General features: G+C 68.3%; 19 protein-coding genes and 2 tRNA genes. 5 read left to right on the top strand and 16 right to left on the bottom strand.

Going from position 1 to position 24,788, the window contains the following annotated elements; genetic code table 11:
• Nucleotides 1-22: 22 nt before the first annotated feature.
• From ACYU96_RS19870 to ACYU96_RS19845, 6 genes are read right to left on the bottom strand one after another with little or no spacing between them, the layout of a single operon-like run.
• Nucleotides 23-754: a TylF/MycF/NovP-related O-methyltransferase gene (locus tag ACYU96_RS19870; protein ID WP_460757615.1), complete on the bottom strand. Its 732-nt coding sequence runs from the start codon at nt 752-754 to the stop codon at nt 23-25.
• Entirely contained in the window at nt 751-1,707 is a 957-nt protein-coding gene (locus tag ACYU96_RS19865; RefSeq protein ID WP_460757612.1) for an LLM class flavin-dependent oxidoreductase, read from the bottom strand. The genes ACYU96_RS19870 and ACYU96_RS19865 overlap by 4 nt, the downstream gene beginning before the upstream one ends.
• A complete protein-coding gene (locus ACYU96_RS19860; protein WP_460757610.1) occupies nt 1,704-2,792 on the bottom strand; it encodes a phosphotransferase family protein in 1,089 nt (362 codons plus the stop codon). Before ACYU96_RS19860 ends, ACYU96_RS19865 begins: the two co-directional genes overlap by 4 nt.
• A 16-nt stretch (nt 2,793-2,808) precedes the next feature.
• Nucleotides 2,809-3,855 carry a tryptophan--tRNA ligase gene (trpS, locus tag ACYU96_RS19855; RefSeq protein ID WP_460757607.1) on the bottom strand — a complete coding sequence of 349 codons (1,047 nt, stop codon included), beginning with the start codon at nt 3,853-3,855 and terminating at the stop codon, nt 2,809-2,811.
• Nucleotides 3,856-3,866: 11 nt separating this feature from the next.
• A complete protein-coding gene (locus tag ACYU96_RS19850; protein ID WP_460757605.1) occupies nt 3,867-5,906 on the bottom strand; it encodes a pyridoxal phosphate-dependent aminotransferase in 2,040 nt (679 codons plus the stop codon).
• Nucleotides 5,903-6,736 carry a hypothetical protein gene (locus ACYU96_RS19845; protein WP_460757602.1) on the bottom strand — a complete coding sequence of 278 codons (834 nt, stop codon included), beginning with the start codon at nt 6,734-6,736 and terminating at the stop codon, nt 5,903-5,905. Before ACYU96_RS19845 ends, ACYU96_RS19850 begins: the two co-directional genes overlap by 4 nt.
• 271 nt (nt 6,737-7,007) lie before the next feature.
• Here ACYU96_RS19845 and ACYU96_RS19840 point away from each other — a divergent pair, with 271 nt between their 5' ends.
• Together ACYU96_RS19840 and ACYU96_RS19835 are read left to right on the top strand one after the other, a co-directional pair.
• Complete coding sequence (locus ACYU96_RS19840) at nt 7,008-7,784, top strand: aminotransferase class IV (protein ID WP_460757600.1); 777 nt, start codon at nt 7,008-7,010, stop codon at nt 7,782-7,784.
• A gap of 246 nt (nt 7,785-8,030) precedes the next feature.
• Nucleotides 8,031-8,903: a formylglycine-generating enzyme family protein gene (locus ACYU96_RS19835; RefSeq protein ID WP_460757597.1), complete on the top strand. Its 873-nt coding sequence runs from the start codon at nt 8,031-8,033 to the stop codon at nt 8,901-8,903.
• An 11-nt stretch (nt 8,904-8,914) separates the two neighbouring features.
• Here the strand turns inward: ACYU96_RS19835 and ACYU96_RS19830 are convergent, their stop codons facing one another.
• Entirely contained in the window at nt 8,915-10,003 is a 1,089-nt protein-coding gene (locus ACYU96_RS19830; RefSeq protein WP_460757595.1) for a hypothetical protein, read from the bottom strand.
• Between the two features lie 396 nt (nt 10,004-10,399).
• Between ACYU96_RS19830 and ACYU96_RS19825 the strand changes: the two genes are divergently transcribed.
• Both ACYU96_RS19825 and ACYU96_RS19820 read left to right on the top strand, forming a co-directional pair.
• Complete coding sequence (locus ACYU96_RS19825; RefSeq protein WP_460757592.1) at nt 10,400-11,131, top strand: hypothetical protein; 732 nt, start codon at nt 10,400-10,402, stop codon at nt 11,129-11,131.
• Complete coding sequence (locus tag ACYU96_RS19820; RefSeq protein WP_460757589.1) at nt 11,121-12,248, top strand: ParB N-terminal domain-containing protein; 1,128 nt, start codon at nt 11,121-11,123, stop codon at nt 12,246-12,248. The genes ACYU96_RS19825 and ACYU96_RS19820 overlap by 11 nt, the downstream gene beginning before the upstream one ends.
• On the opposite strand, the gene ACYU96_RS19815 is transcribed toward ACYU96_RS19820, so the two are convergent.
• The 9 genes from ACYU96_RS19815 to gyrB form a co-directional block, all read right to left on the bottom strand.
• Nucleotides 12,220-13,539, bottom strand: coding sequence for a tyrosine-type recombinase/integrase (locus ACYU96_RS19815; RefSeq protein ID WP_460757586.1), 1,320 nt, complete (start codon nt 13,537-13,539; stop codon nt 12,220-12,222). The two genes, ACYU96_RS19820 and ACYU96_RS19815, sit on opposite strands and share 29 nt — an antisense overlap.
• Before the next feature lie 3 nt (nt 13,540-13,542).
• The gene (locus tag ACYU96_RS19810; protein ID WP_460757582.1) at nt 13,543-13,821 is read right to left on the bottom strand and encodes a helix-turn-helix domain-containing protein; all 279 of its coding nucleotides are present in this window, start codon (nt 13,819-13,821) and stop codon (nt 13,543-13,545) included.
• A 178-nt stretch (nt 13,822-13,999) separates the two neighbouring features.
• A tRNA-Ala gene (locus ACYU96_RS19805) sits at nt 14,000-14,072 on the bottom strand.
• A gap of 33 nt (nt 14,073-14,105) precedes the next feature.
• Entirely contained in the window at nt 14,106-14,225 is a 120-nt protein-coding gene (locus ACYU96_RS19800; RefSeq protein WP_211341653.1) for a DLW-39 family protein, read from the bottom strand.
• Nucleotides 14,226-14,390: 165 nt separating this feature from the next.
• Nucleotides 14,391-16,061 carry a beta-1,3-glucanase family protein gene (locus ACYU96_RS19795; RefSeq protein WP_460757580.1) on the bottom strand — a complete coding sequence of 557 codons (1,671 nt, stop codon included), beginning with the start codon at nt 16,059-16,061 and terminating at the stop codon, nt 14,391-14,393.
• 343 nt (nt 16,062-16,404) lie between these two features.
• Nucleotides 16,405-16,478, bottom strand: a tRNA-Ile gene (locus ACYU96_RS19790).
• A gap of 182 nt (nt 16,479-16,660) precedes the next feature.
• Complete coding sequence (locus ACYU96_RS19785; protein ID WP_460757577.1) at nt 16,661-18,058, bottom strand: DUF3566 domain-containing protein; 1,398 nt, start codon at nt 18,056-18,058, stop codon at nt 16,661-16,663.
• Nucleotides 18,058-20,724 carry a DNA gyrase subunit A gene (gene gyrA, locus ACYU96_RS19780; RefSeq protein WP_460757574.1) on the bottom strand — a complete coding sequence of 889 codons (2,667 nt, stop codon included), beginning with the start codon at nt 20,722-20,724 and terminating at the stop codon, nt 18,058-18,060. The genes ACYU96_RS19785 and gyrA overlap by 1 nt, the downstream gene beginning before the upstream one ends.
• A 130-nt stretch (nt 20,725-20,854) precedes the next feature.
• Nucleotides 20,855-22,960 (bottom strand): DNA topoisomerase (ATP-hydrolyzing) subunit B, encoded by a 2,106-nt coding sequence (gene gyrB, locus ACYU96_RS19775; protein WP_460757571.1) that lies wholly within the window; start codon nt 22,958-22,960, stop codon nt 20,855-20,857.
• Between the two features lie 803 nt (nt 22,961-23,763).
• Between gyrB and ACYU96_RS19770 the strand changes: the two genes are divergently transcribed.
• On the top strand, nt 23,764-24,567 hold the full coding sequence (locus ACYU96_RS19770; RefSeq protein WP_460757568.1) for a hypothetical protein: 804 nt from the start codon (nt 23,764-23,766) through the stop codon (nt 24,565-24,567).
• Nucleotides 24,568-24,788: the final 221 nt, after the last annotated feature.

Raw genomic sequence — 24,788 nt, 5'->3', positions numbered from 1 at the left:
GTGCGGGCGCTCGGTATGCCTGTCATGCGTCGTCATCGACCTGCCCTGTGTTGCTGGCCGCCCTTCCCTGTCGGATGTCCTCGGGCCCGACCATGAAATGCGTGAGGTGGCTGGTGTATCGGGCACGCTGCAGGCGCGTGCCGGGATGTTCGCGTGCGTACTCGCGGACGGCCCTGGTCTCGCCCGGGAAGACGCCGTAGTTGTCAACGATGACAACACCACCAGGGCTGACGCGCGGAACGAGCGTGTCAAGGCAGGTCACGGCGGGTTCGTAGAGGTCGGTGTCGATCATGAGGAGTGAGATCGCCAGCTCGGGATGTTCGGCGACGTAGCGGGGGACCGTCTCCACCACGTCGCCGGGCACGAGGGTGACGTTGGCGTCGAGGCCTCTGCCGCGGTTGCGGAGCGTCTCGCGTAGCTGGTCGTCTCCGATGCATTCAAGGCCGGCGACGTCGGCGATGTGGTCGACGATGCGCTGATCGGTCTCGTTCGACGCGTCGGGAAATGTGCCGAAGGTGTCGAAGCCGATGAGCTGGCGGGTGTGCTCGGACTCCAGGAGGTTCCGCAGGATCGCCCAGGTGGTGAAGGAGCCGCCGCGGAAGACGCCGCATTCGACGATCGCGCCGGGGACGTCCCGTACTCGCTGATACAGCTCGTGCAGCGCCAGAATCTTTCCGATGCGGCTGGGGCTGCAGGTCAGGAGGAAGTCTTGCTCGTACTGGAACGTCGCTGCGGGGTCCGGGAGGGTAATCACGCTGTGTCTCCTCGTGTGGGGGCGGGCGTGGCCGAGGTGCGCACGTTGTCGGCGATCGTGGCGAGCAGGTCGATCTGTTCGTCGTCGAAGATGCCGAAGGGCATCCCGAGCGCACACACGATGTGATCGACTCCGGCTCGCGTCCACCGGGCGATTCGCGTCTGGATCTCGTCGGGGGTGCCGATGAGCCCGCGGCTGCGCCAAATCTCGAAGGGAACCCTGTCGAGGTGGCCCGCGGGGACCCAGCGACGCAAAGTGGCCCACCGCCGCCGGAGGTCGGCTTCGTCGATGCCGATGACCGTGGTCAGGCCCACGGAGGTCATCAACGTCCCGTTCGGTCGCGATCTGTCGATCGCTCGCTGGAGCCTGGCGCGGCGCTCGGCGTAGTCCTCGGGGGTGGGGTCCCAGGCCAGGTTCCAGCCGTCGGCGGTTTCGCCGGTCACGCGCAGGATTCCGGATCTCTTGCCGCCCACCCAGATCGGTGGTGCGGCGTCGCCGAGTTCGTCGCGCAGGAGCGTGGCCGTGTGTTTCACGGCCGCCAGGCGTACAGGGGCGGCTGGGAAGGGTAGGCCGGCGCTGGTTAACTCGGCTTCGTTCCAGCCTGCACCGAGTCCGACGTCGAGTCGTGGCCCTGCCAGGTCCAGGACGGTCGCGATCTGGTGGGTGAGCAGCAGGGGGTGGCGCATCGTGACGGGGGTGACGAGCGAGCCGATCCGGATGTGCTGGGTCGTCGCCGCGATGGCTGCCAGGAGTGACCAGCAGTCGGGTGAGTGTCTGTGGCGGCCGTCGGCGAGTTGGAGCCACCGGTGGTCCGAGACCCACACCTCGTCGAGGCCGGCGGCCTCGGCTCGCTGGGCGTAGCGGACGGCAGCGCGGGTTCGGTCCGGCCCGCTGGTGTCCGGGTCGGGGAAGAAACCGTCGTAGTGTGGAAGCGCCAGGCCCAGGGTGGTCACAAGGCGGCTCCACGCGCCCGCTGTCCGCTGGTGAACGGTGTCAGGAGGGGATGCGGGGAGCGCCCCTCCATGGCGTCCACGAGTCGGACTGCTTCTCCGAGCAGTGGTGCGAACAGATGTGTTCGGCCCTGGGCGACGGCTCTCGGGATCTCGCGGATCAGGAGCATCGACAGGTGGGCTGAGAGGGCGCGGAGGTCGTCGTGGTGCTCGTTGTCCGTCATCGCGTGGAAGGTCTCGACGACGGTCGGAATCCAGGCAGCGATGTCTGCCGTGTCGGGCTGCTGGTAGTCGAGCAGGAGGGCCGGACCGGTGGGGATGCTGCTGCCGCGCGCCTGGTTGAGCAGCTTCTCGACGTACCACCAGCCGATGAGGTGGCTGACGAGCATGCGCCAGTCGTGGTGGTCGCCGGCCCATTCCCAGTCCACGAGATGCCAGCGGCCGGCGTCGTCCAGGAGGACGTTGCGCGGCTGAGGGTCGCCCTGGCAGGTGACGTGCATGCTCGGCGCCGGCATGTCTGCGAGACGGCCGAGGACCGATTGCAGCGATCCGTGATCGCTGTCGTTGACGACGAGGTGACGCCATGCGCCGTTCGGGAACCCGAGGCTCTGGCCCGCCATGTCCAGGCCGTCTCTGGCGCGCTGCCAGCGCAGCTCATGGTTCCTGGTCGCCAGCCGCGGATTGAAGCCGGGTCTGGACGACGCGGTCCAGACCCGGCGTAGGTGCGTGACGAAGTCTTCCCACACGCCGAGGTGCGTCTCAGCGCGCCCAGAGTCCTCGGTGACGGCGTCAGCGAAGGTGGTTGTCGACGGGCATCGGGTGACGAGTACGTCGGTTCCTCGGTCCGAAGCGGCGAAGAGCACCTCTGGGAGCCGGCCCGCAAAGTAAGGTGCGACGGCATCGCGAGCTGCTGCCTGCCGCTGGGCGGAGACGCGGGGCGTTTGAGCCGTCTTGATGGCCACGAGCTGGCCGTCGTCCTGCTGGACGATGGTGACGGTGGCACCGGAGGAGCCGGTTCGGATGACACGAAGGACCTGGGTGGAGCTGGCGCTGTGGGCGCGCGGTCTTACCCGAGCTTGCGTCGTCATGGCTCCCTCGTTGTGGTCAGGACGTAGCGGTGACCTTGCTCTTGCGGGCTTTCTCCGCCTTGCGGCGTAGCTGGTTGTAGGCGCCGGTCAGTCCCATAGCCTTGCGGACCTCGAAGACGACCTTCTTCACCTCGTCGCGGGTGTGTTCGGTGCCGTCGACAATGATCTCGTCGACCAATCCGGACTGTTCCTCGTACTTGGCCCGTCGCTCGCGCATGGGCTCGAGGAAGTTGTTGATCGCGATGGCGAGCTTGTCCTTCACCTCACCGTCGCCGACCTTCCCGGCCCGGTAGCGCGTCTTGAGGTCCTCGACCTGCGCGAGGTCTGGGTTGAACGCGTCGTGGTAGGTGAACACCGGGTTGCCCTCGACCGTGCCGGGCACGTCGGCGTGAATGCGGTTGGGGTCGGTGTACATCCCCTTGATCTTCTTGCGGACCTCATCGGCACTGTCGGACAGATAGATCACGTTCCCAACCGACTTGCTCATCTTCCCCTGGCCGTCGGTGCCCGGAAGCGTGGGCACGTCAGAGAGGACCAGCTCGGGAATCGGGAACGTCTCGCCGTACAGGTGGTTGAATCGGCGCGCGATCTCGCGGGTGACCTCCACGTGGGCGTGGTTGTCCTTGCCCACTGGCACAGCGTTCGCCTTCACGCACAGGATGTCGGCGGCCTGCAGCACCGGGTAGCCGAGCAGGCCGTATGGCATCTCGGACTTGTGTGCGTCGCGGGCCATGTCCTTCAGGCTCGGGATGCGTTCCAGGCGGGGCACGTTGACCAGGTTCTGGAAGAGCGTGTTCAGCTCGGACACCTCAGGGATCGCCGACTGCAGGTAGAAGCTCACCTGCGCGGGGTCGATCCCGGCCGCCAAGGAATCGAGCACGAGGTGGCGCGCGTTGGTCGACACCTGGGCGATGTCTTCACGCGTGTTCTTCGTGGTCAGCATGTGCAGATCGGCGATGATCAGGAAGGTCTCGTACTCGTGCTGAAGCCTGGTCCGGTTGGCGATACTCCCCACGTAGTGCCCCAGGTGCAGCTTGCCGGTCGGCCGGTCGCCGGTGAGCATTCGCGGTTCAGTCATGATGTGGAGTCGCCCTTCAAATGGGTGGTCGGCGCTGGTGGAGGATCTGCCAGGATCCTAGTGCCGCCCCTGTTCACCTGCTGAAGCGCGCTCACGAACGGCTCCACCTGCTCCAGCTCTATCAAGTGCACCTGCATCCAGCCGGGCATGCCCCAACGGCGCCCATCCCTGAATCTTGCGCCACGAGCGCGGAGCAATTCGGCGACGGGTTCGAACCAGCGTCCGAGGTTCATCAAGAGGAAGTTTGCTTCGGTAGGCGCGTACGGAATCGACAGCTTCCGAAGGAGGTCAGTCACGCGCTCTCGTGCTTGGTGGCTGGCCGATACGGTCCGGCGCAGGGACTCGCGGTCGCGCAGCGACGTCTCAGCCGCCGTGAGGGCAGTGGTGTCCATTGCGTAGGGCAGGCGTCGGTCGCGAAGGCGCTCGGCACGGGCCGCCGTTGTGATGCCGTATCCGACGCGGGCTCCCAAAAGGCAGTGCGCCTTGGAGAACGAGCGGCAGATGACGATGTTGGAGTGTTCGCGCAGGAGGTCTGCCGCCGAAGGCTGGGGGTCTTGCGCGAAATCGGCGTAGACCATGTCCAGGAGGAGCAGGGCTCCGTCGGGCAGCGCGCGTGCGACCTGATCGACAAGGTCGGTCGGTTCTCCTGCGGCGCCGGAGACCGTGTGGGGGACGTCGAGCACGCACAGCGCCGTGTCGTCGTCGATCGCGTCAAGAAGCGAGCCGACGTCGTGGCTGAACCGCTCCTCCTGCCAGGGGACGGCGACGTACTCGAGCCCGTGCCGCGCCGCCAGGTCCCGGTACAGCTCGAAGGTGGGCTCGGTCGCCACGACCCGCGCTCCCGGTCGCGTCTGGAGGCCGAACGCCCAGTCCATGACTTCGGTCGAGCCGTGGCCGACAACGACCTGTTCCGGCCGGCCGCCGGTGTCGGCGGCGATGGCCGCCTCCAGGTGAGACGCGTCGCGAGGCGGTGGCTTGTAAAGGTCCTCGGCGGCCTGGGCCACCGCGTCGCGGACCGCGGGCGACTGACCAGCTCGGACAGGAGTGCTCGTGAGGCCCATGACGGTGGCCGCAACGGCGTCGGCGTGCTCGCCCTTGCAGTCGCCGCACAGCACCTGGCCGGTCTGGCATTTCATCAGTGCGCGCTCAGCCACCTCGGCCGGCCGCAGCAACTCGATCATGGAGAACACCGGGCAGCGCGCAGGTTCTCCTCCGTGCTGACGTTGCTGATCAGCGCTGACACGGCCGCCGGTCAGGGAACCCATGAACTTGCGCCGGACAGTCGGTTCGTCGTCATCCGCGAAGACAACGGATGACGACTCACGGACGCTTCCACGCTTGCCAACCTGTCGCAGGCTGGGGAACAGCCGCCGGTACATCAAGGTCGGCGGCTTCCTGCCGGTGTCTCGCGCAGCTCGTGACAGCAGAGCGCTGTGCGGGGCCTGCATCGAATCGACCAACGCGACCCCCGGCGCCGCATCATCGTGCGGGTCGTAGAGGAAGAACCCCAGCATGGCCGCGACATCTGCCACAGCGCTCGCCCTCGCGCTCTCACCCCAGCCGTACAAGCGGCGCAACTTCTCCAACCGCATCCCCGCAAGCGCCTGGTGCTGGATTCTGTGCAGCGCGGCGATGTCATCGATCTCCTGCACGTTCACCGTGCCGGTCGCGTAGGTGTGCAGCGCGTTGCGAAAGCCTTCGGTCATCGAGTTTCCCGTCGCTGTGGCGTCGAAGAGCAGCACCCTCGTGCCGTTCGATGCGAGTTGTGCAGCAGTCCGCGCCAGCCCGATGTGTCCGAGGTGCAGCCGGGAGCCTGCGAACCCGACCCGGACCACAGGGATCACGTCCGTGGGCATTCCCGCTCCGACCTGCTGCCAGGCCCAGACCTCTCCGGGCAGCTCCAACCGCTTGGTGGCGGTCGATGCGGGCGTTTCTTCGTGGACCGGATGCAGACCGAACTGCCTCGTCCGACCGGCCTCCGCCGCGGCGGTCCGGCGGTTGCACTCAGCGTGCCACTCGGGGAGGGAATCGATCATCGCGCGCCCCGCCCGGCCGCGATCTCGTAAAGGCATGATCGAGCCCGCTCCTGCTCTGTCTGGGGAGCGTGCGCATCGGTCTTGCCGAAGTACAGGTCCGGGAAGCTCGGGTCCGCGTCATGGCACACGGCGCCGAACGCCCAGAACCGTGCCGTGCAGTGCGACCGATACCGGTCCGGGTCGGCGACCGGGGATGTCGAGTACCTCCAGAGTCCGTCGCCGGCAGGGACGATCTGGCCCGAACCACGGAGCGCGGCGACGTGGATGCGACGCTGGTACGCCCAGACTCGGCTGGTCAGGGCCGCGTCGCGAAAGAGTCTTGCTATGTAGCCGGCGAAGTCCGGATACAGGTCGAGGAATGCCAGGTATGCCTGGCCAAGGAGTTGATCGCTGGTCCATGACCGAGGACCGGTGGACAACCCATCAGCGACCGACGCGCTCAGCGGCCCGAGGAACCGCGCGGTGGCATCGGCAAGGTCTGATTCGCTTTCTCTTCCGGTGGACACGAACGGGCTGAAGAGCTTGAGCGCGAAGTAGCCACCGAAGCGGCCGGTCCGACCATCATCGGCCAGTTCGTCGTGCGACAGGACGTAGATCGTCACCGGAGTCGAGCCCCAGGTCCCGTCCCTGCGATGCGCGGCATGGCCCGATCCGCCGTCGTGCAGTAGGAAGGCATCCAAGTCACTACTGCCCCGTCCCGCGCCGAGCGGCAAGCTCCCGTAGAAGACCCATTGCCGTCTCGCCAAGGGCACATCCTCGACGTCGCCCAAGAGCGCCTCGACGATGGAGGGAATCTGGTCGATGAACGTCTGGTCGATCGCTGTGTCCACGCGAGGGTCCGCGATGCGTCGCGTGGATTCTGTCGGGGTCGCGTCTACCTGGCAGTTGGTCATGAACGTGCCCTCCCCTCGCGCTGTGATCAGCTGTGGCCGCGCAGAACAGCGTGGTGCGCTGCTGCGTTGCGGTGTCAGAGATTCAATCTCGCCGCTGCCGTTCGAGGTAGGAACTCCTGCTGAAGTAGCACTGAAGTTCCGCCGAAGTTGCGGCCCACGCCTTGGGAACACGGTCATTCGCGGGGCGTCTGCGGTGCAGACTGTGGGCATGGTGGCGGAACTGGACGGAACGCCGGTCACTGCGGCCGAGCTCGAGTCGCTCGCACTGACGTCGTACGGGCACTTCACCTCGATGCGCGTGGACGACGGCGGCGTCCGCGGCCTCGACCTGCACCTGGCGCGGCTGTCCCGGGACGCCAAGGCGTTGTTCGACGTCGACCTCGACGTGGATCACGTGCGCGCGCTGGTCCGGCGCGCGGTTCCGGCGTCGGGCTCGGTCGTGGTCCGGGTGACCGCCTACGACCCCGACCTGAATCTCGGGCATCCCGAGGACGCGACCGAGGCACGCATCCTGGTCACCACCCGTCCGGCGGGGCCGCTCACGTCGACGCCACTCGATGTGCGCACCTGCGTCTACGAGCGCGACCTGCCCGAGGTGAAGTCGACCGGCTTGTTCGCCACGATCGCCCACCGTCGCGCCGCCCGGCTCGCCGGGCACGACGATGTCCTGTTCACCACCCCCGACGGGCTCGTGAGCGAGGGCGCTACCTGGAACGTCGGCTTCTTCGACGGCACGGACATCGTCTGGCCCGACGCCAACGTCCTCGCGGGTGTCACGATGGACCTCCTGCGCGCGACTCGCCCCGGCGAGCACCGAGCAGTCCACCTGGACGAGGCCACAGGGTTCCCGACCGCGTTCGCGACGAACGCTGCGGTCGGCGTACGGGCCATCGCCCGCATCAACGACAACGCCTTCGATGAAGAGCACCCCATCATCGCCACCCTGCGCGAGGACTACGCGAGGATCGCGCCGCAGCCCGTGTGACCATCTCCTCGGGCCGCTGGGTTCTGCCGAGGACGTAGACGACGCCCCGGCACGCACGACCCCGCCCGACAGTGATTCTCCTCGTCATCCGGGGGTGTCCTCGATAGTGTCTTTCCCCTGGCCAGCAGAGGGGGACGGGTGGCACACGTCGAGCAGTGGACGGGCATCGAGGTACGGGCGCTCCGGCACGCGCAACGTCGCAGCCTGACCGAGTTCGCCGACCATCTCGGAGTCAGCGACCGCACCGTGTCCACCTGGGAGTCCCGGGGAGCCGACATCCGGATCCGCCCGGCGAACCAGGCCGCCCTCGACACGAGCCTGATCCGCTCCCCGGCGGACGTCCATGCCCGCTTCGACACACTCCTGACCGATGTCGCGCCATCGAACGGAACGCGGCTCGTGAGCTCAGTCCCCCAGCCGCCGGTGCCGCAAGATGTGTTCTCCGGCCCGCGGATCGTCAAGCACCCGGCCGACGGACGTGAGATGGCCGTGGTCGAGGCCGGCGTCTTCCGGACCGGTGTTGACGACATCCCCACTCGGCTGCCGGAATTTCTGATCGACGTGCGGCCTGTGACCAACGCGGACTACGAGCGGTTCGTCGCCGACGCGGGTCATCCTCCGCCGCAGCACTGGACCGGCCACACGCCCCCTCTCTCGCTGCGCGATCACCCCGTCGTGTACGTCACCTGGCACGACGCCAACGCGTACGCCCGGTGGGCAGGCAAGCGACTCCCCACCGCACATGAGTGGGAGAAGACGGCGCGCGGCCCACAGGGCGATACCTACCCGTGGGGAGACCAGCCCACACCCGCCAAGTGCAACAGCCGCGAATCCGGCATCCGATCCACCACACCCGTGAACCGCTACCACTCCGGCGTCAGTAGCTACGGCGTCTACGACCTGTGCGGCAACACCTGGGAATGGACGTCCACTGAGTCCGAGGCCGGCCGATACGAACTCAAGGGCGGCGCGTGGACCAGCCCCTTTACCCGAACCGCGCCCGCGACGTTCAACGACGCTGACGCCACGATGCTCGACGACGACACGGGATTCCGCTGCGCCACGTCCCCTACCGACGCGCGGTATGCCGCCCGGGTGCTCTCGCCGGCGCGCATCTGACCGCGTCGGCCTCACAGCCCGGGCCCGCTCCTACCCCCGCCTCGGGACTGGCGTGGCGGGCCGCTGGGAGGTGACGGTGTTTTGCGCTGCTGTCGCGGCGGCTGCGGCGTGTCCGCGGTTGGCTGCCGCAGCTCCGGCATCGGCCTCGGTTCGTAGGCGGCGGTGGGTCGGGTGAGGTCGGGTGGTGTCCAGGGGTCGTCGAGGTCTTGGAGGTAGTACGGCATGCCGCCGGGTTCGGCGGCGCCGATGGTGAGTACGCCTTGTACGTAGCGGCGTTGGCGGGGGTCTTCGATGTAGTCGGGTGGGCGGAGGTCGGCGACCTCGGTAACCAGGATGCGTTCCTTGTCGGTGACCGCGGGCCGGTGATCGCCGGTTCTCATGGCGAGGTTGTCGTGGGTGCGGATAGCGTCCAGTGCCCAGTTGGCCAGGTCGTACATCTCCATCCACAGCACGCTCATGTAGCCGATGGGCTGGGGATGGCCGGCGAACTCGGTGCGGGAGGCGAGGGTTCCGGCGGCTTGTTCCTGGTTGAGCATCACGAAGAGCTGGTAGCGGGCTTCGAACTTGCCGTAGGCGGTGATCGCGGCCAGGCGTGCTTCCATGACGCGTCCGTATCCGCCGGTGAACCAGCCCGCAGCGGTGGTGGCGCGTTCGGTGCGGCCGGGTAGGACATGCATGCTGGTGTTCTTCAGCACGCCGCGCTGGATCACCCCGACCGGGGTGGGTGTGGGGGTCGGTGCGGTGGTGACTTCCAGGGGGTAGAGGATCTCGACCGGGGCCACGCCGATCGCGGCGGCGAGCACGGCGATGTCTTGCAGGTAGATCTTCTCCCGGGGCCGGGTTTCCAGGTTCCCGATACTGGCGCGCGCCATCGGATAGCCCAGGTCCGCGGTCTTCTCGGCGACGTGCTGGGTGGACAGCCCGGCGGCAAGGCGCGCGGCCCGCAGCCGCCTGCCGATGCCCGCGGTCCAGTCACTCGCCCACGCGGCAGGGTCAGGCGCCTTGGCCTGGGCGTAGACGGCATCGACGGACAGAGCGTCGGGCTGCGGGCTGGCCGGCTGGTCGGGCTCCGAAGCACCCGGCGTCGGTAGGCGTGGCATACACGCCAGACTACGCCGAACGCGCGAATCCGCAAGAGACAGACCATCCCTGCGCATGTATTGCGCAGTAGTGGTAGTATGTTTCCTGTAGTGCGCACGTGTCGGCTGAGCGTGTCCGCTCGGGCCGGGGCGGGTGGGAACCGAACGGTGATGAGCGACCAGGTCACGGGCGCGGACCGGCATGCTGGGCCGGACCGCCTCCCAGAACCACAGCCAGCCGAAGCTCCCTCGCGCCTCGACGACGACGGCACGGGTGCTGGCGGCAACCGCCGAAGCACCCAGGGGACTGACACCGGTCCAAGGTTCGCCACGCCGGATGGGCTGCGGGCTCTGCTTTCGCGTCTCGCCGAGGCGGGTCCTGCCGCGTGGGCGTCGGATCCGGAGGCGGCGGAGTTGATGCAGTTCTGCGCCGACCGGTACCAGCACCTGGCCCGCAAGCACTACCTGACCTCGCATGACGCTGCGGTGGCGGCGTTCGAGGCGCTGCGCACCCCGGCGGTACGGCAGGCGCGCAACCCGTGGGCGGTGGTGACCACCGCCGTGGCCCGGACTCTGCGGGCAGAAGCCCGCGCCGACGACCTCCTGTGCTCCCGGGACCGGGCCCGTCGCCTGGCAGCCCGAACCGACCTGCCCTCGGCCCTGCGCATCGGCGACCCGGCCTCGCCCACGACGTCCGCGGATGGCGGACGGGCTCCGTGGCTCGAACTCGCCCTCGCGAACACGCACCCGGAACCGGCGTCTGGCGATCTCGACCCGGCCACGGCCGCCGTCGTCCACCAAGTCCGCACCGCCGCCACGAACACGCTCGCGGTCCTGGCAGCGGTCGGCTGGCCGATCGACGTCGCCGGGGTCGGGTTGGAGTACATCACCACGGCCCTGACCGAGGCCGGCGGCGTGGAGGCTGCGCGGCAGCGGCTGCGCAAGGATCGCCAGCCCCTGGCGGTGCTCGACGTCGACCGGCGTACCTGGACCCGCCTCGTGGCGGTCGCGCTGGGCACCCCGGCCCGCGACGGGCTGCTGCACCGGCTCCTTGCCGGCGACACCCCGTACCAGGTGATCGCCGAGGACGCGCACGACCTGACACCGCCACGTCACCTCACCCCGCAGGAGGCCTGCCATGTCGGATGAAACAACCGGTGACGGGCTGCGCCTGGACCGCGCGGTCGACTCGATCATCGTCGGCCTCAGACATCGCCGAGAGGTCGGGGACCTGGAAGCCCTGCGCGACTCGATCGACCGGCTCGGGCTGCTGTGCCCGCTGACCGTCACCCCGGACGGGTACCTGCTGTGTGGGTGGCGGCGCCTCGAAGCAGTGCGGACACTCGGGTGGAAGAGCGTGCCCGTGTATGTGCGCCGCGCCTCGGCCGGGCTGCGGGACGTGATCGCCGAGCACGAGGAGAACACCGTCCGGGAACCCCTGCCGCTGGAGACCGCCGAAGAGCTGTACCGCGAGTACAAGTCCCTCGAAGCCGAACAAGCCGCCCTCCGGCAGCGCGCCACCCGCTTCCACGCCGCGCCAGCCTCGGCAGGCAGCGGCGACGAGAGCGGCGTGAAGGGTGGGGGCAAAAGAGGCAACCTCGGTGCCGCCGATTCGGCGGGACCGTCCGACCAGGCACTCCATGTACCGGGGCGTCATGGGGAATCGCGCGCCAAAGCCGCCCAGATGGTCACCGGCTCCAACTCGTACACCCGCTTCGAACACGCCGGGCGAATCAAGGACGCCCGCAAAGACCCGGACCTGCCCGCCCACATCCGCGCCATGGCCAAGACCGCCTGGGACAACGTCACCGCCGGGAACGCTTCCGCCCAGAAGGAATGGGCGAAGATCAGCGCCGCGATCACCGAACACGAAGCCACCGCCGACCAGCCCGCTGAGGACGGCAGCCAGGTCGACCCTGCCGACCTGGCGGCCGTCGCCCGTGCCGCGCTCGCTCAGCCCCGCCGACGCCGCCAAGCAGCGACGTCCGACGACGAGACGGTGGCAACGCCGAGCACCGAGCGGTCACTCGCCGAGGCGCTGACCGCCTTCGGCGAGTGGATCGACCACGCCGATCCCGACGCCCTGGCCGAGAACGCCAGCACCGCCGAGCTCGCACGCATGCACCACACCACCGAACGCTTCGACCACCTGTGCACCGCCGTCCACGCCGCGCTCCACAAACGCCACCCTGCGCTCCGCCGCCGCAAGACCACCGGCGGAGCACAGGGTGATGCCGTCAGCGGCGAGCAGTCCCGACTGTGGTGAGCGCACCCGCAGACCTGGCCGTGTCGTCGGCCGCCTCCCGCGCGGCTTCCTCGTCCCCGATCTCGACCATGGTCTGCAGCACCGCCGACGTGTCTGGCGCCAGCCGGAGCTGCTCGATGTAGTGCCTGCCGGTGATCCCCGCATCGATCGCATGACCGAGCAGCGCGGCGGCGTCGGCGGCGCGCATCTTGCGCGCCACCTGAGTCGCCACCGTCGAGCGCAGCAGGTGCGGATGCACCTCGCCCTTCATGCCTGCCCAGTCCAGCGCGGCGCGCAGCATCCGCCGCATGTTGTGCGTCGAGACCGGGCGGCCGGCGTTCCGGCCGTCCTTGAACAGCCGTCCCTGGAAGACCGGCATGTCGGCGGTCGTCTCGGCTGGCCGGATCGAGTTCAGCGCCTCGAGGGCGAAGGGCGGAAGGATGATGACGCGCGCCCCTGCGTCGGTCTTCGGCCTGTCCTGCCGCACGACTCCCTGCCCCTTGATGTCGGTCAGGGTGGCCTCCACGGCGATCGTCGGCAGGCCGTCGGGGGAGAGGTTCACCTCTCCCCAGCACAACGCCATCACCTCTCCGATCCGCAGCCCGGCACCCAACATGACGTCGACCGCGACGCGCAGGTGCCCGGTCGGCTTCGGCCCGGACCTGTCCTCCCGCGACTTCTCCCACCCGCGCACCACCGCCCGTAGACGGCCCACGTCCGGGGCAGTGATCGCCTTCGGCCGCGGCTTGTCCTTCGACGGCGCGATCGCCTTGCGCATCGGGTTGTCCCGCAGCGCATCGTGGACCACGGCGCGATCGAGCACCTGGTTCATCGCGTTCCGGACTTGGCGGGTGGTGGTGATCATGTTGTTCTTCCCGCCTTTGCCCTTCTTCAGGATCGAGTCCAGGAGCTTCTGGCACGACGCCGGGGTGAGCTCGTTCAGCCGCCGCTTGCCCAGTTCCGGGATCACGTGGTTGTCGATCACCCGCTCGTACTCGTCTACAGACTGTGGACGAAGCGGCGGGTTCGGCCACGTCGTGCGCTCTCGCATCTCGTCGATCCACTGGCGACATGCCAGCCCTACCTTCGACGTCGGTTTCAGATCCTCCGAGCCCCGGGCGGCGCTGAGGCGCTCGACCACGCCGCGCTGCACCTTCAACCGCGCCGCGTCGCTTGTGGTCGCGTTGCGTGAGACCGACGTCTTTGTGCCGTCCCACAGGCACAACCGCGTACGTCCACGCCACTTGCCTGGGCTGGTCTCCTTCAGGAAGATCTCGCCGTGCTCGCCTGGCTCCAGCTTCTGCTTGCCCATGGGTCACCACCCCGACCCGTCGCCAGCGGAGCCCCGCTCACCGCGAGTCTCGTGGGCGTCCGCCTCGGCCGCCGCCGCGCAGGACTCCAGCCACGCGGCTACGTCCGACTCCGCGAACAGCAGGTGCCGCCCGACCTTGTACGCCCGCGGCCCGGTACCCCGCTTCCGCCAGGTGTGGACGGTGGCCGGCGTCGTCCGCACGAACGCGCACAACTCCTCCAGCGTCCACATCGGAGTGCGGTCCAGCCGGTGGTGCTTCCGGTCGCCGGGCGTCGTACTCATACCCATCACGAGTCCGGCGCCGACCAAGCCCCGCCCGCAACTGACGTCGTCCACGGGCAACGCTGGGCGCCGCAATCGTGTCAGGAACCGTGTCATCCTCATCGCATCGCTCTTTTCGTCGATGCCTCGCGAGGAACGCAAAAGGCCGCTGACCTGCGGGTCAACGGCCTTCACCAGGTGGAGCCAAGGGGACTCGAACCCCTAACCCCCTGCTTGCAAAGCAGGTGCGCTACCAATTGCGCCATGGCCCCGGACGAGACGCCTCAGCCGGCGCCCCGCATATCTTACTCGACGGTGTCGGTGACCTCGGACCAGAGGTCGCGGCCCTCGGCGTCCTCGTTGAGCTTGCGCCACAGGACGTACCCGGCACCAGCAGCCAGAATCAGGACGAGCAACTTCTTCACGAGTTCCTCCGTGGTCAGTGAACGACGGACCGACGTCTACGGCCCTCGTGCGTTCCACGATCCCACATCTCCGGCGGCTACGACCAGTTGGAACAGGCCCCACGCGCCTCTGGGCGAGACCTGGCGGGCTCGGCCCAGGGCCGAGCCCGCCAGGTCCGGGTGACGTCAGGCGCCGAACGTCCAGGACTGCTCGGCCGCACCGCTGCAGGCACGGATCTCGAGCTTCTGGCCGTCCTGCATCGTGCCGTCCTTCACCGTGAGGCACTTGTCGGACTGCGGGTTCACCAGGTGCTTCGACCCGGCGTCGTAGGTCCACTCCTGGGCACCGGTGTCGTTGCACGTCCACAGCTGGACCGCGGTTCCGTCCGCCGTCCCGCCGCCGGCCACGTCCAGGCACATCCCGAGCGCGGAGATCGTGCCGCCCGAGCGCGTCCAGGTCTGGGCGTCGTTCCCGCTGCAGTTCACGATCTGGATCGGGTTGCCCTCGGAGGCGTCCGCCCACGGCACGTCGACGCACATGTCGTTGCTGGCGAGGATCGTTCCGGTACCTTCCGGCAGGGCCGTGCCCGGCGGGTTGCCGTCGTCTCCACCGTCGTCGCCGCCGTTGTCCCCACCACCGTTGTCTCCGCCGCCGCTGGTCCCGGCGATCGGGGTGGCAGCGCCCGCGAACGGGTCGAGCTGGATGAAGGCCTCGGTCGGGTTGCCGTCGTGCACCAGGGACTCCTGGTTCTCGACGTCGTCGAACGCGAAAGCGTACGCCTGGCCGTTCGCCATCTGCTGGTGGATGTACTTACCGTAGTAGTTCGTCTTCTCATGCTGGTAGAAGACGTCCTTCGACGGACCGGGGTGCACGTCGCCCTCGAGCAACGTGGAGCGGTGGAACCCGGCGCACAGCGTGCGAGCGATAGCACCCACGTCGTTGTTCGGCGCGGCCAGGTCACCGGCGCAGCCGAAGATCGACTCGGCAGACGGCTTCGGGAACGTGGCGACCTGCGCGCCCGACTGATCGGTGAACGTCATCGTGCCGCCGGAGACGGTCCCGAAGAACTTCGTGTCGGGCTCGTAGGAGTACGGCACCACCGTCATGGTCGCGCCGGAGTAGCGCGACCAGACCTGGTCGACGTAGGAGTCGATCACGTCGGAGCTGATCTGGCCCGTTCCGATCGCGTGGCCCGGGGACATCACGCGCAGGACGGAGCCGTCGCCGGACGTCTGCGCGAGCCCGTCCCAGCCAGGGGTTCCGGCGAGTGCGTCGACGACGTTCGAGAAGCCGTTCTCCTTGAGCATGCCGGTGTGCAGGACCTCGCCGTCGGAGGTGCGCAGGCCGGTCTGGTACGGCGCGGAGAAGAAGTCGACCTGGGTGCTGTTGATCCACAGCCCGGAGTCGTTCAGCGTGTACTCGGTCCAGTTGAACATGATGTCCCGGTTGGGGTCACTCGGGTTCTGGACCGCCGGCTGCACGAGTCGCCCGTCGAGCACGACCTGGAAGGTCATCTTCTGGCCGTAGCTGAAGTAGACACGGCCCGAGAGCTTCGGCATCTGGATGGTCTTCGACCCGCCCTGCGAGGGACCGGCGATGGACGCGTCCGGAGCGGGCTCAGGCTGTTCGCCGGCGTCGGGCCACGGGTGGAACGTGCCCTGGGCATCGGCATAGCCCTGCTGGCCGTTCTGCTCGCCCAGCACGTAGAGGTACACCTCGCCGCCACGGTCCGAGTCGTTGGCGATGGTCAGGGGAATGGTGTCCGGGACTGCTGCAGCCTGCGCGCCGTCCGCGGCGGGACCGGCCTCCGGCGCACCCTGAGCGGCAGCTGCCCAGGGAATCAGGAGACACGTCACTGCAGCGACGGTTCCGATCAACTTCCGGGACGATGACATCTGAACCTCCTCGGTTCTTGAATACCCGCGAGGCGTCTCTGCCTCACGCGCACAGGGCATCTAGGCCATGCACGCGCTCCCACAGTAGGGAGGGGTTACCGGTCTGTCACCGATCTAGAGAGAAATGGGCCCAGAAGCCTACTGGGAATTACGTACACGCGGACCGGGTGAATCCTCACCCCAGAATGACCTCGTTCCGCCAAACAATTTCACCTGCGCCCCGGGCGGGGCGTGAGGGCTGCGCCCCACAAGAAACGACGGTAGGCGGCGTGGCCCCAAAGGGCACACGCCGCCTACCGTCGAGTGGGGCTACGAGGACTTGAACCTCGGACCTCATCGTTATCAGCGATGCGCTCTAACCGCCTGAGCTATAGCCCCGAGTCGCTGCTAGGAGGGCCGGCCGGTTGGACCGGCCGCTCTCTGGCAGCACCCAGACATTACCCCAGCGAAGGGCTCTGTCCCAAACTGAAATCGTGGATCCGGCGAAGTTCGTGCTGTGATGTCCGCCGGGACGACGTGGCGGCGCCGTTCACTGAGCGCGCGACGCCGAGTCGGTGCGGTCAGTCGTCGGTGAGCGTCATGTGCACGCCGCCGACGAGGGCCGCCGTGATGTTGTACAGGAACGTCATGATCGTGGCGAGGGCCGTGAGCAGGACGACGTTGCAGATGGCCACGAGGGTGGCGAGCGAGACGACCCGCTCGAACTCGACGTACTGCATGACGTCGAAGTTGGTCTCGTCGCCGATCGCGTCGGTCACGAACGTCTGGATCTTGTCGAACACGCCGAGGCTGTCGATCACCGACCAGAACACCACGGTCGCGACGACGGTCATGATCGCGACCGCCACCGACAGCAGGAACGCCAGCTTCATGACCGACCAGGGGTCGATCCGCGAGATCGCGAGCCGCACCCGCCGCGGGCCACCGCTCGCCCGGGGCGTCATGCTGGGCGCGGGGCCGGGGGTCGTGTCACTCTCCGGGCGGCCCACCGGGCTGACAGGGACGGTCTCCTCGACGGGCGCGGACGCGGTGCCGCGCACGCTCCCCGCGGTGTAGTGCATCTCCGGGGGAGCGGGCGGAGCGGCCGTGGGCTCCTCCACGGGGACCGCGGTCTCCGCCGGCATCGTCGAGGAGGACACCTTCTTCGCCGCGTTGCGGGCGGCGGCGAGCGCAGCCTGCGCAGCCTTGACCGCTCCCTGCCGCACGGCGGCGCCGGGCTCGTCAGGGGTCTCACCGGCGCTGGCGCGCACGACCGGCAGGTCGCCCGCCTCCGAGGCCGGCACACGCTGCCACGCCTCGCTCGGCGGGTTGGGCGGCTTCGGCGGCGCGGCCGGGCGGGAAACGTTCCGCGGGTTCGTGGCGTCCTCGATGTCAGTCTCCGCGGACGCCGGCGCGGACACGTTGTCGATGGCGGAACCGAGCGACGAGGCCGACTCCGGCTTCTCGGGGCTCCCGTTCGACCCCGGCCCCGGCTTCTCGGGCCTACCGTTCGACCCCGGACGCTGCTGCTCCGTCGTGTAGCGGGACGACGGCGCGGACGCACCCGCCTCGTACGCCGAGCGCCAGATTCCACCCGGGATCGGCTTCGGTTCCGCCGGCTCTGCCGGCTCCGACGGGGGTGTGGCCGCGCCGCCCGCAGCGGGCGTCTTCCTCACCGGGGCCTCGGCCGGGGCGGCCTCCGGAACATCCTGCTTCGCCTTGTCGGCGACCTTCTCGCTCACCGTTCCCCCTGCCGGCTTCTCGGCCTCGGCGTCGTCGCTCCTCGCGGACGCCTCGGTCGCTTCCGTGCCGGCCGCTGCATCCTCGGCCGACGTCTCGTTCGACGCTGCACCGTCGGTGTCGTCCGACGGCTCCTTACCCTGCGAGGCACTGTCCCGGACCTGGGTCTTCTCCAGCTCGCCGTCGAGTCTTGTCGTCGCCGATCCGGGGCCCTGTCCGGTGTCGTTGCTGCTCGTCATCAGCTGTCCTCGCGTCCGGTGCTGTCGTGCTCTGGGGTGCTCGAAACGTCGTCGGGGCTAGGTTCACCGTCCACCGTAACGCCGTCCGCACCATTCCCGCTGTCCGTCGAATCGTCGGGGCCGTCCTCGGAATCGGCATCCTCGTGCTCGAGATTGCGTTCCGCGTTCCGCGCCACGGCGATGATCCGATCGCCCTTGTCGGGCTTCGCGAACGTTACTCCCTGCGTGTTGCGACCGGTGAGCTTCACCTCGGCCACCGCGCTCCGCACGATCTTGCCACGCTCCATGATGACGAGGACCTCGTCGTCGGCATCCGTCACCAGCGCCCCCACAAGGTCTCCCCGAGCCTCCACCAGGTTCGCCACCTTGATCCCCAGACCACCACGGCCCTGCACCCGGTACTCGTCGATCCGGGTGCGCTTGGCGAAGCCGCCCTCGGTGACCACGAAGAGGTCGGTACCGGGCGTCACCACCTGGGCCGCCAGCAGCTCGTCGTCGTCCCGGAACTTCATGCCGGTCACGCCCGACGTGGCACGGCCGAGGGAGCGGATCGTGTCGTCGGAGGCGTGGAACCGGATCGACTGTCCCTTGCGCGAGATGAGGATGAGGTCGTCGTCCGCGTTCACCAGACGCGCCGCGACCAGCTCGTCCGGGTGTCCCTCGTCGTCCTCGCGCAGGTTGATCGCGATGAGTCCGCCGGTCCGGGGCGAGTTGTACTCCTGGAGCCGGGTCTTCTTGACGACGCCCCGGCGCGTGGCCAGGACCAGGTAGTCCGCAGCGTCGTAGTCCGGGATGTCCAGCACCTGCGCGATGTGCTCGCCGGGCTGGAACGCCATGAGGTTCGCGACGTGCTGGCCCTTCGAGTCACGGCCCCCCTCGGGCAGCTCGTACCCCTTGGCCCGGTAGACCCGGCCCAGGTTGGTGAAGAAGAGCAGCCAGTGATGCGTCGTCGTGACGAAGAAGTGGTCGACGATGTCGTCCTCGCGTAGCTGGGTCCCACGCACGCCCTTGCCGCCGCGCTTCTGCTGGCGGTAGTTGTCGCTGCGGGTCCGCTTGGCGTAGCCGCCGCGCGTGATCGTGACGACCATCTCCTCCTCGGGGATCAGGTCCTCGACCGACATGTCGCCGTCGAACGGGAGGATCGTGGTGCGGCGCTCGTCGCCGTACCGCCCGACGATCTCGTCCAGCTCCTCCCCCACGATGGACCGCTGCCGCTCGGGCCTGGCCAGGATGTCGCGGTAGTCGTTGATCAGCGCCTCGAGCTTCGCGTGCTCGGCGAGGATCTTCTGCCGCTCGAGGGCCGCGAGCCGCCGCAGCTGCATCGCCAGGATCGCGTTGGCCTGGACCTCGTCGACGTCGAGCAGCTCCATCAGCCCGGTGCGCGCCTCGTCGACGTCGGGGGAGCGGCGGATGAGGGCGATGACCTCGTCGAGCGCGTCGAGCGCCTTGAGGTAGCCCACATAGATGTGGATCTGGTCCTCGGCCTCCTTGAGGAGGTACTCGGTACGACGCCGCACGACCTCGATCTGGTGCGTCACCCAGTGCCGGATGAAGGCGTCGAGGCTGAGTGTGCGAGGCACGTCATCGACCAGCGCGAGCATGTTCGCGCTGAAGTTCTCCTGCAGCTGCGTGTGCTTGTACAGGTTGTTCAGGACGACCTTGGCGACCGCGTCGCGCTTGAGCACGACGACGAGGCGCTGGCCGGTGCGGCCCGACGTCTCGTCCCGGATGTCGGCGATGCCCTGGATGCGCCCGTCGTTGACCAGGTCCGCGATCTTCACGGCGAGGTTGTCGGGGTTCACCATGTACGGCAGCTCGGTGATGACGAGGCAGATCCTGTTCTGGATCTCCTCGACGGTCACCACGGCGCGCATCGTGATCGAGCCGCGGCCCGTCCGGTATGTCTCCTCGATGCCCTTGTGGCCCAGGATCTGCGCGCCGTTGGGGAAGTCCGGCCCCTTGATGCGCTGCATGAGCGCCTCGAGCAGCTCCTCCCGTGTGGCGCCCGGGTTGTCGAGGTACCACTTGGCCCCGTCGGCCACCTCCCGCAGGTTGTGCGGAGGGATGTTCGTGGCCATGCCGACCGCGATCCCCGCCGAGCCGTTGACCAGCAGGTTCGGAAAGCGCGCCGGCAGAACCGTCGGCTCCTGCGTGCGTCCGTCGTAGTTGTCCTGAAAGTCGACGGTGGCCTTCTCGATGTCGCGCACCATCTCGAGCGCGAGCGGGGCCATGCGGCACTCGGTGTATCGCGGGGCCGCCGCCGGGTCGTTGCCGGGGGAGCCGAAGTTGCCCTGGCCGGCGACCAGCGGGTAGCGCAGCACCCAGTCCTGCACGAGGCGGACCAGGGTGTCGTAGATCGCCGAGTCGCCGTGCGGGTGGTACTTGCCCATCACGTCGCCGACGACACGTGAGCACTTGCTGAAGGAGCGGTCCGGCCGGTACCCGCCGTCGTACATGGCGTACAGCACGCGGCGGTGCACGGGCTTCAGCCCGTCCCGCACGTCGGGCAGGGCACGCCCCACGATCACGCTCATCGCGTAGTCCAGGTAGCTGCGCTGCATCTCGAGCTGCAGGTCGACCTGTTCCACACGGCCGTGGTGCACGGCCAACGCGGCGTCGCCGACGCCGTCGGGGAGGTCCTCCACGCCGGGGGTCTCGTCCGTCACGTCTCTTCCTTCCCACGCCGTCCGACGGCGTGCTGTTGTCTCCCCGGTCCCTCGTCACGCGGTGGCCGGGTTGCGCGCTCGCGCCTCGCGGCGACGCCATGAGGACGTCCTGCGGGGTTCGCGAGCTCGCTCAGATGTCGAGGAACCGCACGTCCTTGGCGTTGCGCTGGATGAAGCTGCGGCGGGACTCGACGTCCTCTCCCATCAGCACCGAGAAGATCTCGTCCGCGGCTGCGGCATCGTCCATCGTCACCTGGAGCAGGGTCCGGTTCTCCGGATCCATGGTGGTGTCCCACAGCTCCGAGTAGTCCATCTCGCCAAGACCCTTGTAGCGCTGGATGCCGTTCTCCTTCGGGATCCGTCGGCCCTGCGCGAGCCCCGACTCCAGGAACGCGTCGCGCTCCCGGTCCGAGTAGACGTAGTCGTGCGGTGCGTTCGACCACTTCAGCCGGTACAGGGGCGGCTGCGCCAGGTACACGTGGCCGTGCTCGATGAGCGGGCGCATGTACCGGAACAGCAGTGTCAGCAGCAGCGTGCAGATGTGCTGCCCGTCGACGTCGGCGTCCGCCATCAGCACGATCTTGTGATAGCGGAGCTTGCTGATGTCGAAGTCCTCGCCGATCCCGGTGCCGAACGCCGTGATCAGCGACTGCACCTCCTGGTTCGACAGCGCCTTGTCCAGCCGCGCGCGCTCGACGTTGAGGATCTTCCCGCGGATCGGGAGGATCGCCTGGTTGTGGGGGTTACGACCACGCACTGCGGAACCGCCGGCCGAGTCACCCTCGACGATATAGACCTCGCACTCCTCCGGACGCCGGGACTGGCAGTCCTTCAGCTTGCCGGGCATGCCGCCGCTGCTCAGGATCCCCTTGCGCCGCGTCGCCTCGCGAGCCTTGCGTGCCGCCATCCTGGCCTGGCTGGCCTGGATCGCCTTGCGGATGATGTCCTTGGCCTCGATGGGGTGGGCGTCGAACCAGTCGGTGAGCTGCTCACGGACCACGCGCTGCACGAAGGTCTTGGCCTCGGTGTTGCCGAGCTTCGCCTTCGTCTGCCCCTCGAACTGCGGCTCGCTCAGCTTCATCGAGACGACCGCGGTGAGTCCCTCACGGATGTCGTCACCCGTGAGGTTTTCCTCCTTCTCCTTGAGGATGGCCTTGTCCCGCGCATACGTGTTGACCAGGCTGGTCAGCGCGGTGCGGAAGCCTTCCTCGTGCGTACCCCCCTCGGGAGTGGAGATCATGTTCGCGAACGTGTGCACGGACTCGCTGTACGCGCTGGTCCACTGCATCGCGATCTCCGCCGAGACGTTCTTGCCCTCGTCCTCGGCCTCGAACGAGATGACCTCGGGGTGGACCAGGTCGACCTTCTTCGCCGAGTTGAGGTGCGTCACGTAGTCGACAAGACCGCCGTCGTACTTGTACGTGACCGTGCGCGCGACCGGGTCTCCCGCCGCGTCGGGCTCGCCGTCCGTGGCGGAATGGTCGCCCTCCGTGGTGGTGATCGTGCCTGCGACGTCGCCCTCGGTGAGCATGTCCGGGGTCACCTGGGGGATCTGGCCGGTGACCTCGTCCTCGTTGCCCGCGTGACCGGCACGCTCGTCGGTCAGCGTGATCCGCAGGCCCTTGTTGAGGAACGCGGTCTGCTGGAAGCGGGACCGCAGGGTCTCGAAGTCGTACTCGGTGGTCTCGAAGATCGAGCCGTCGGGCCAGAAGGTCTGGGTGGTACCGGTGCCCTCGCCGTCGGACATCGGGGCGAGCTTCTGGATGTCACTGGTGGGCTCGCCGCCGTCCCGGTACTCCTGCCTCCAGTGGAACCCGTCCCGGACGACCTCCGAGACGAAGCGGGTGCTCAACGCATTGACCACGGACATGCCGACGCCGTGCAGGCCGCCGGAGACCGCGTAGCCGCCGCCGCCGAACTTGCCGCCGGCATGCAGGATCGTCATGACGACCTCAAGGGTCGGCCTGCCTTCGGTGGGGTGCATCGCCACAGGGATGCCGCGACCGTCGTCGACGACACGCACGCCGCCGTCGGCCTTCAGCGTGACGTCGATGGTGCTGGCATGCCCGGCGAGAGCCTCGTCGACAGCGTTGTCCACGATCTCGTAGACCAGATGGTGCAGCCCGCGCTCGCCGGTTGAGCCGATGTACATGCCCGGTCGCTTACGAACGGCTTCGAGGCCTTCCAGGACGGTGATGTTCCCGGCGTCGTAGCCGCCGTCGATTCGCTCTGTCACGGGCGGGGTAGCTCCTCGTCTTGCAGGCGCACGCCGGGTTGGAGGAGTGGTCCTGACTCGGCGTGATTGTCCCCGTCAGTCTACCGCCAGAGCGCGGAAAACATCGGATTCTCAGCGGCTTGTGGACAACTCTCCACAGGGTCTTCGAGCGGGTGAAATACGTGTGGTTACCAGATTGTGATGCGCTTATCGAATGAAATATGGTATTTGAGGGGCTTAGATGCTGCTTAGATTCACGCAGTTGTGAGCGCGGACCGCCCCGGACGCGCTGCGAGAGGCCCGAGGAGCATGTGACGAAGAAGACATGGGCAGTGCTGGCCGGTGCCGGGCCGGCCGTGAGCGGCGCGGTGCTGTCGCCGTAGAGCGGACGCTCGCCGGGAGGGACCCGAACCTCACTCTCGGCTGCTTCCGCGTCGAGCCGGCCGTCGACTCCTGCGGTATGACGTACGGCGACGTCGCCCTGCCCGTGACCACGGCGTCACGGGCGGCTGCTTCTACGCCGAGTGGAACAGCATGGCGCGGCGTGCTCCTGGGGCTGCGGTGCAGGACGCTCCACGGCTGACGTTCCATGACCGCAGGTCATGTGAGCGAGGTCAGGTGCCCGACGTCGGGCACCCGCCTCCTTCTTTTCTGTACTGCGCCGGGCATATCATCCGCAATCAGTCATGGCACGGTGTGGAGACAGTCACCAAATGATTGAGCCCTGGGGACTATTTCCTTTTTCGGCGGGTTTCTGGTCTAATCCCACACGACCCTCGTATGCGCCCCCCAGCATCATGTTCGCAACTTTGAAGGATGACACCGTGAAGAAGTTTCTCGCCGGCGGTGCTCTCACCGCTGTCATGCTCGGTGGGATGGTCGCCATGGCCCCCGCAGCATCTGCCCACATCCCCAACGCCAACGCCGACTGCAGCGGCCTCAACGTCGACTTCAAGTCGTACCGAGGCGGTTCGATCGAGGTCGTCATCGACGGCGAGGTCGCCGAGTCGACGGAGTTCCCCGGTGGAAACAACAACTGGAGCGACTTCGTCAAGCACTACCCGTTCGAGGACGACACGGTCGACCACACGTGGTCGGTCACCGTGGATGCGTACGACAACGACAAGTACGACTACGCCGACGACGGCACCGTCGAGGCCTGTGCCGAGCCGCCCAGCAAGGAGGTTGCCTCGCCCGCGACTCCGGAGGTCGTCGCCGGCTGCGCGGTGACCATGGAGGACGTGGTCGTCCCCGAGAACACCGACGCTCTCACCTACTCCAAGAACGATGCCGGCGTCGTCGCCGCGCTCGCCTCGGACAACTACGAGTGGATCGAGGACCTCGGCGCCTGGATGCCGCAGGAGGACGGTTCGGCGCTGTTCCCGGCCGACCTGCTGCTCGTCGAGGAGGAGTGCGAGGAGGCCCCGACCCCCGAGCCCTCCCCGTCGGAGCCCACCGAGGCTGCACCGTCGCCGGAGCCCTCGACGCCGGTCGCCGAGGAGGAGCCTGAGGGCCCGGTCCTCGCCGCCACCGGTGCCACCGTCGGTGGCGCCGCGGCCTTCGCCCTCCTGCTGGTCGGCGGCGGTGTCGCGCTCGTCGTGGCCCGCAAGCGGATGGCCAGGAACTGACACGACCCCACAGCAGGTCGTAGCAGGTAGCAGCGTGCAGGGCCCGTCCGGTCATCCGGGCGGGCCCTCTCGCTGTCCCGGGACGCTCCGGCCGAGTGCCGTCGGTCCGGCCGAGTACCGCTGTCCCGTGCTACTCCGCCGGTGGCCTGACCTGGCTCGCCCCGGGCGCTCCGGCTGAGGCGTCGCCGCCCCTGGCCCGGCCGGCGCCACTCCCCGCGGCC

The sequence above is a fragment of the Myceligenerans cantabricum genome (assembly GCF_054777735.1).
The sequence above is the reverse complement of the archived record's forward strand: the minus strand, read 5'-3'. Positions and strand labels throughout refer to the sequence as shown.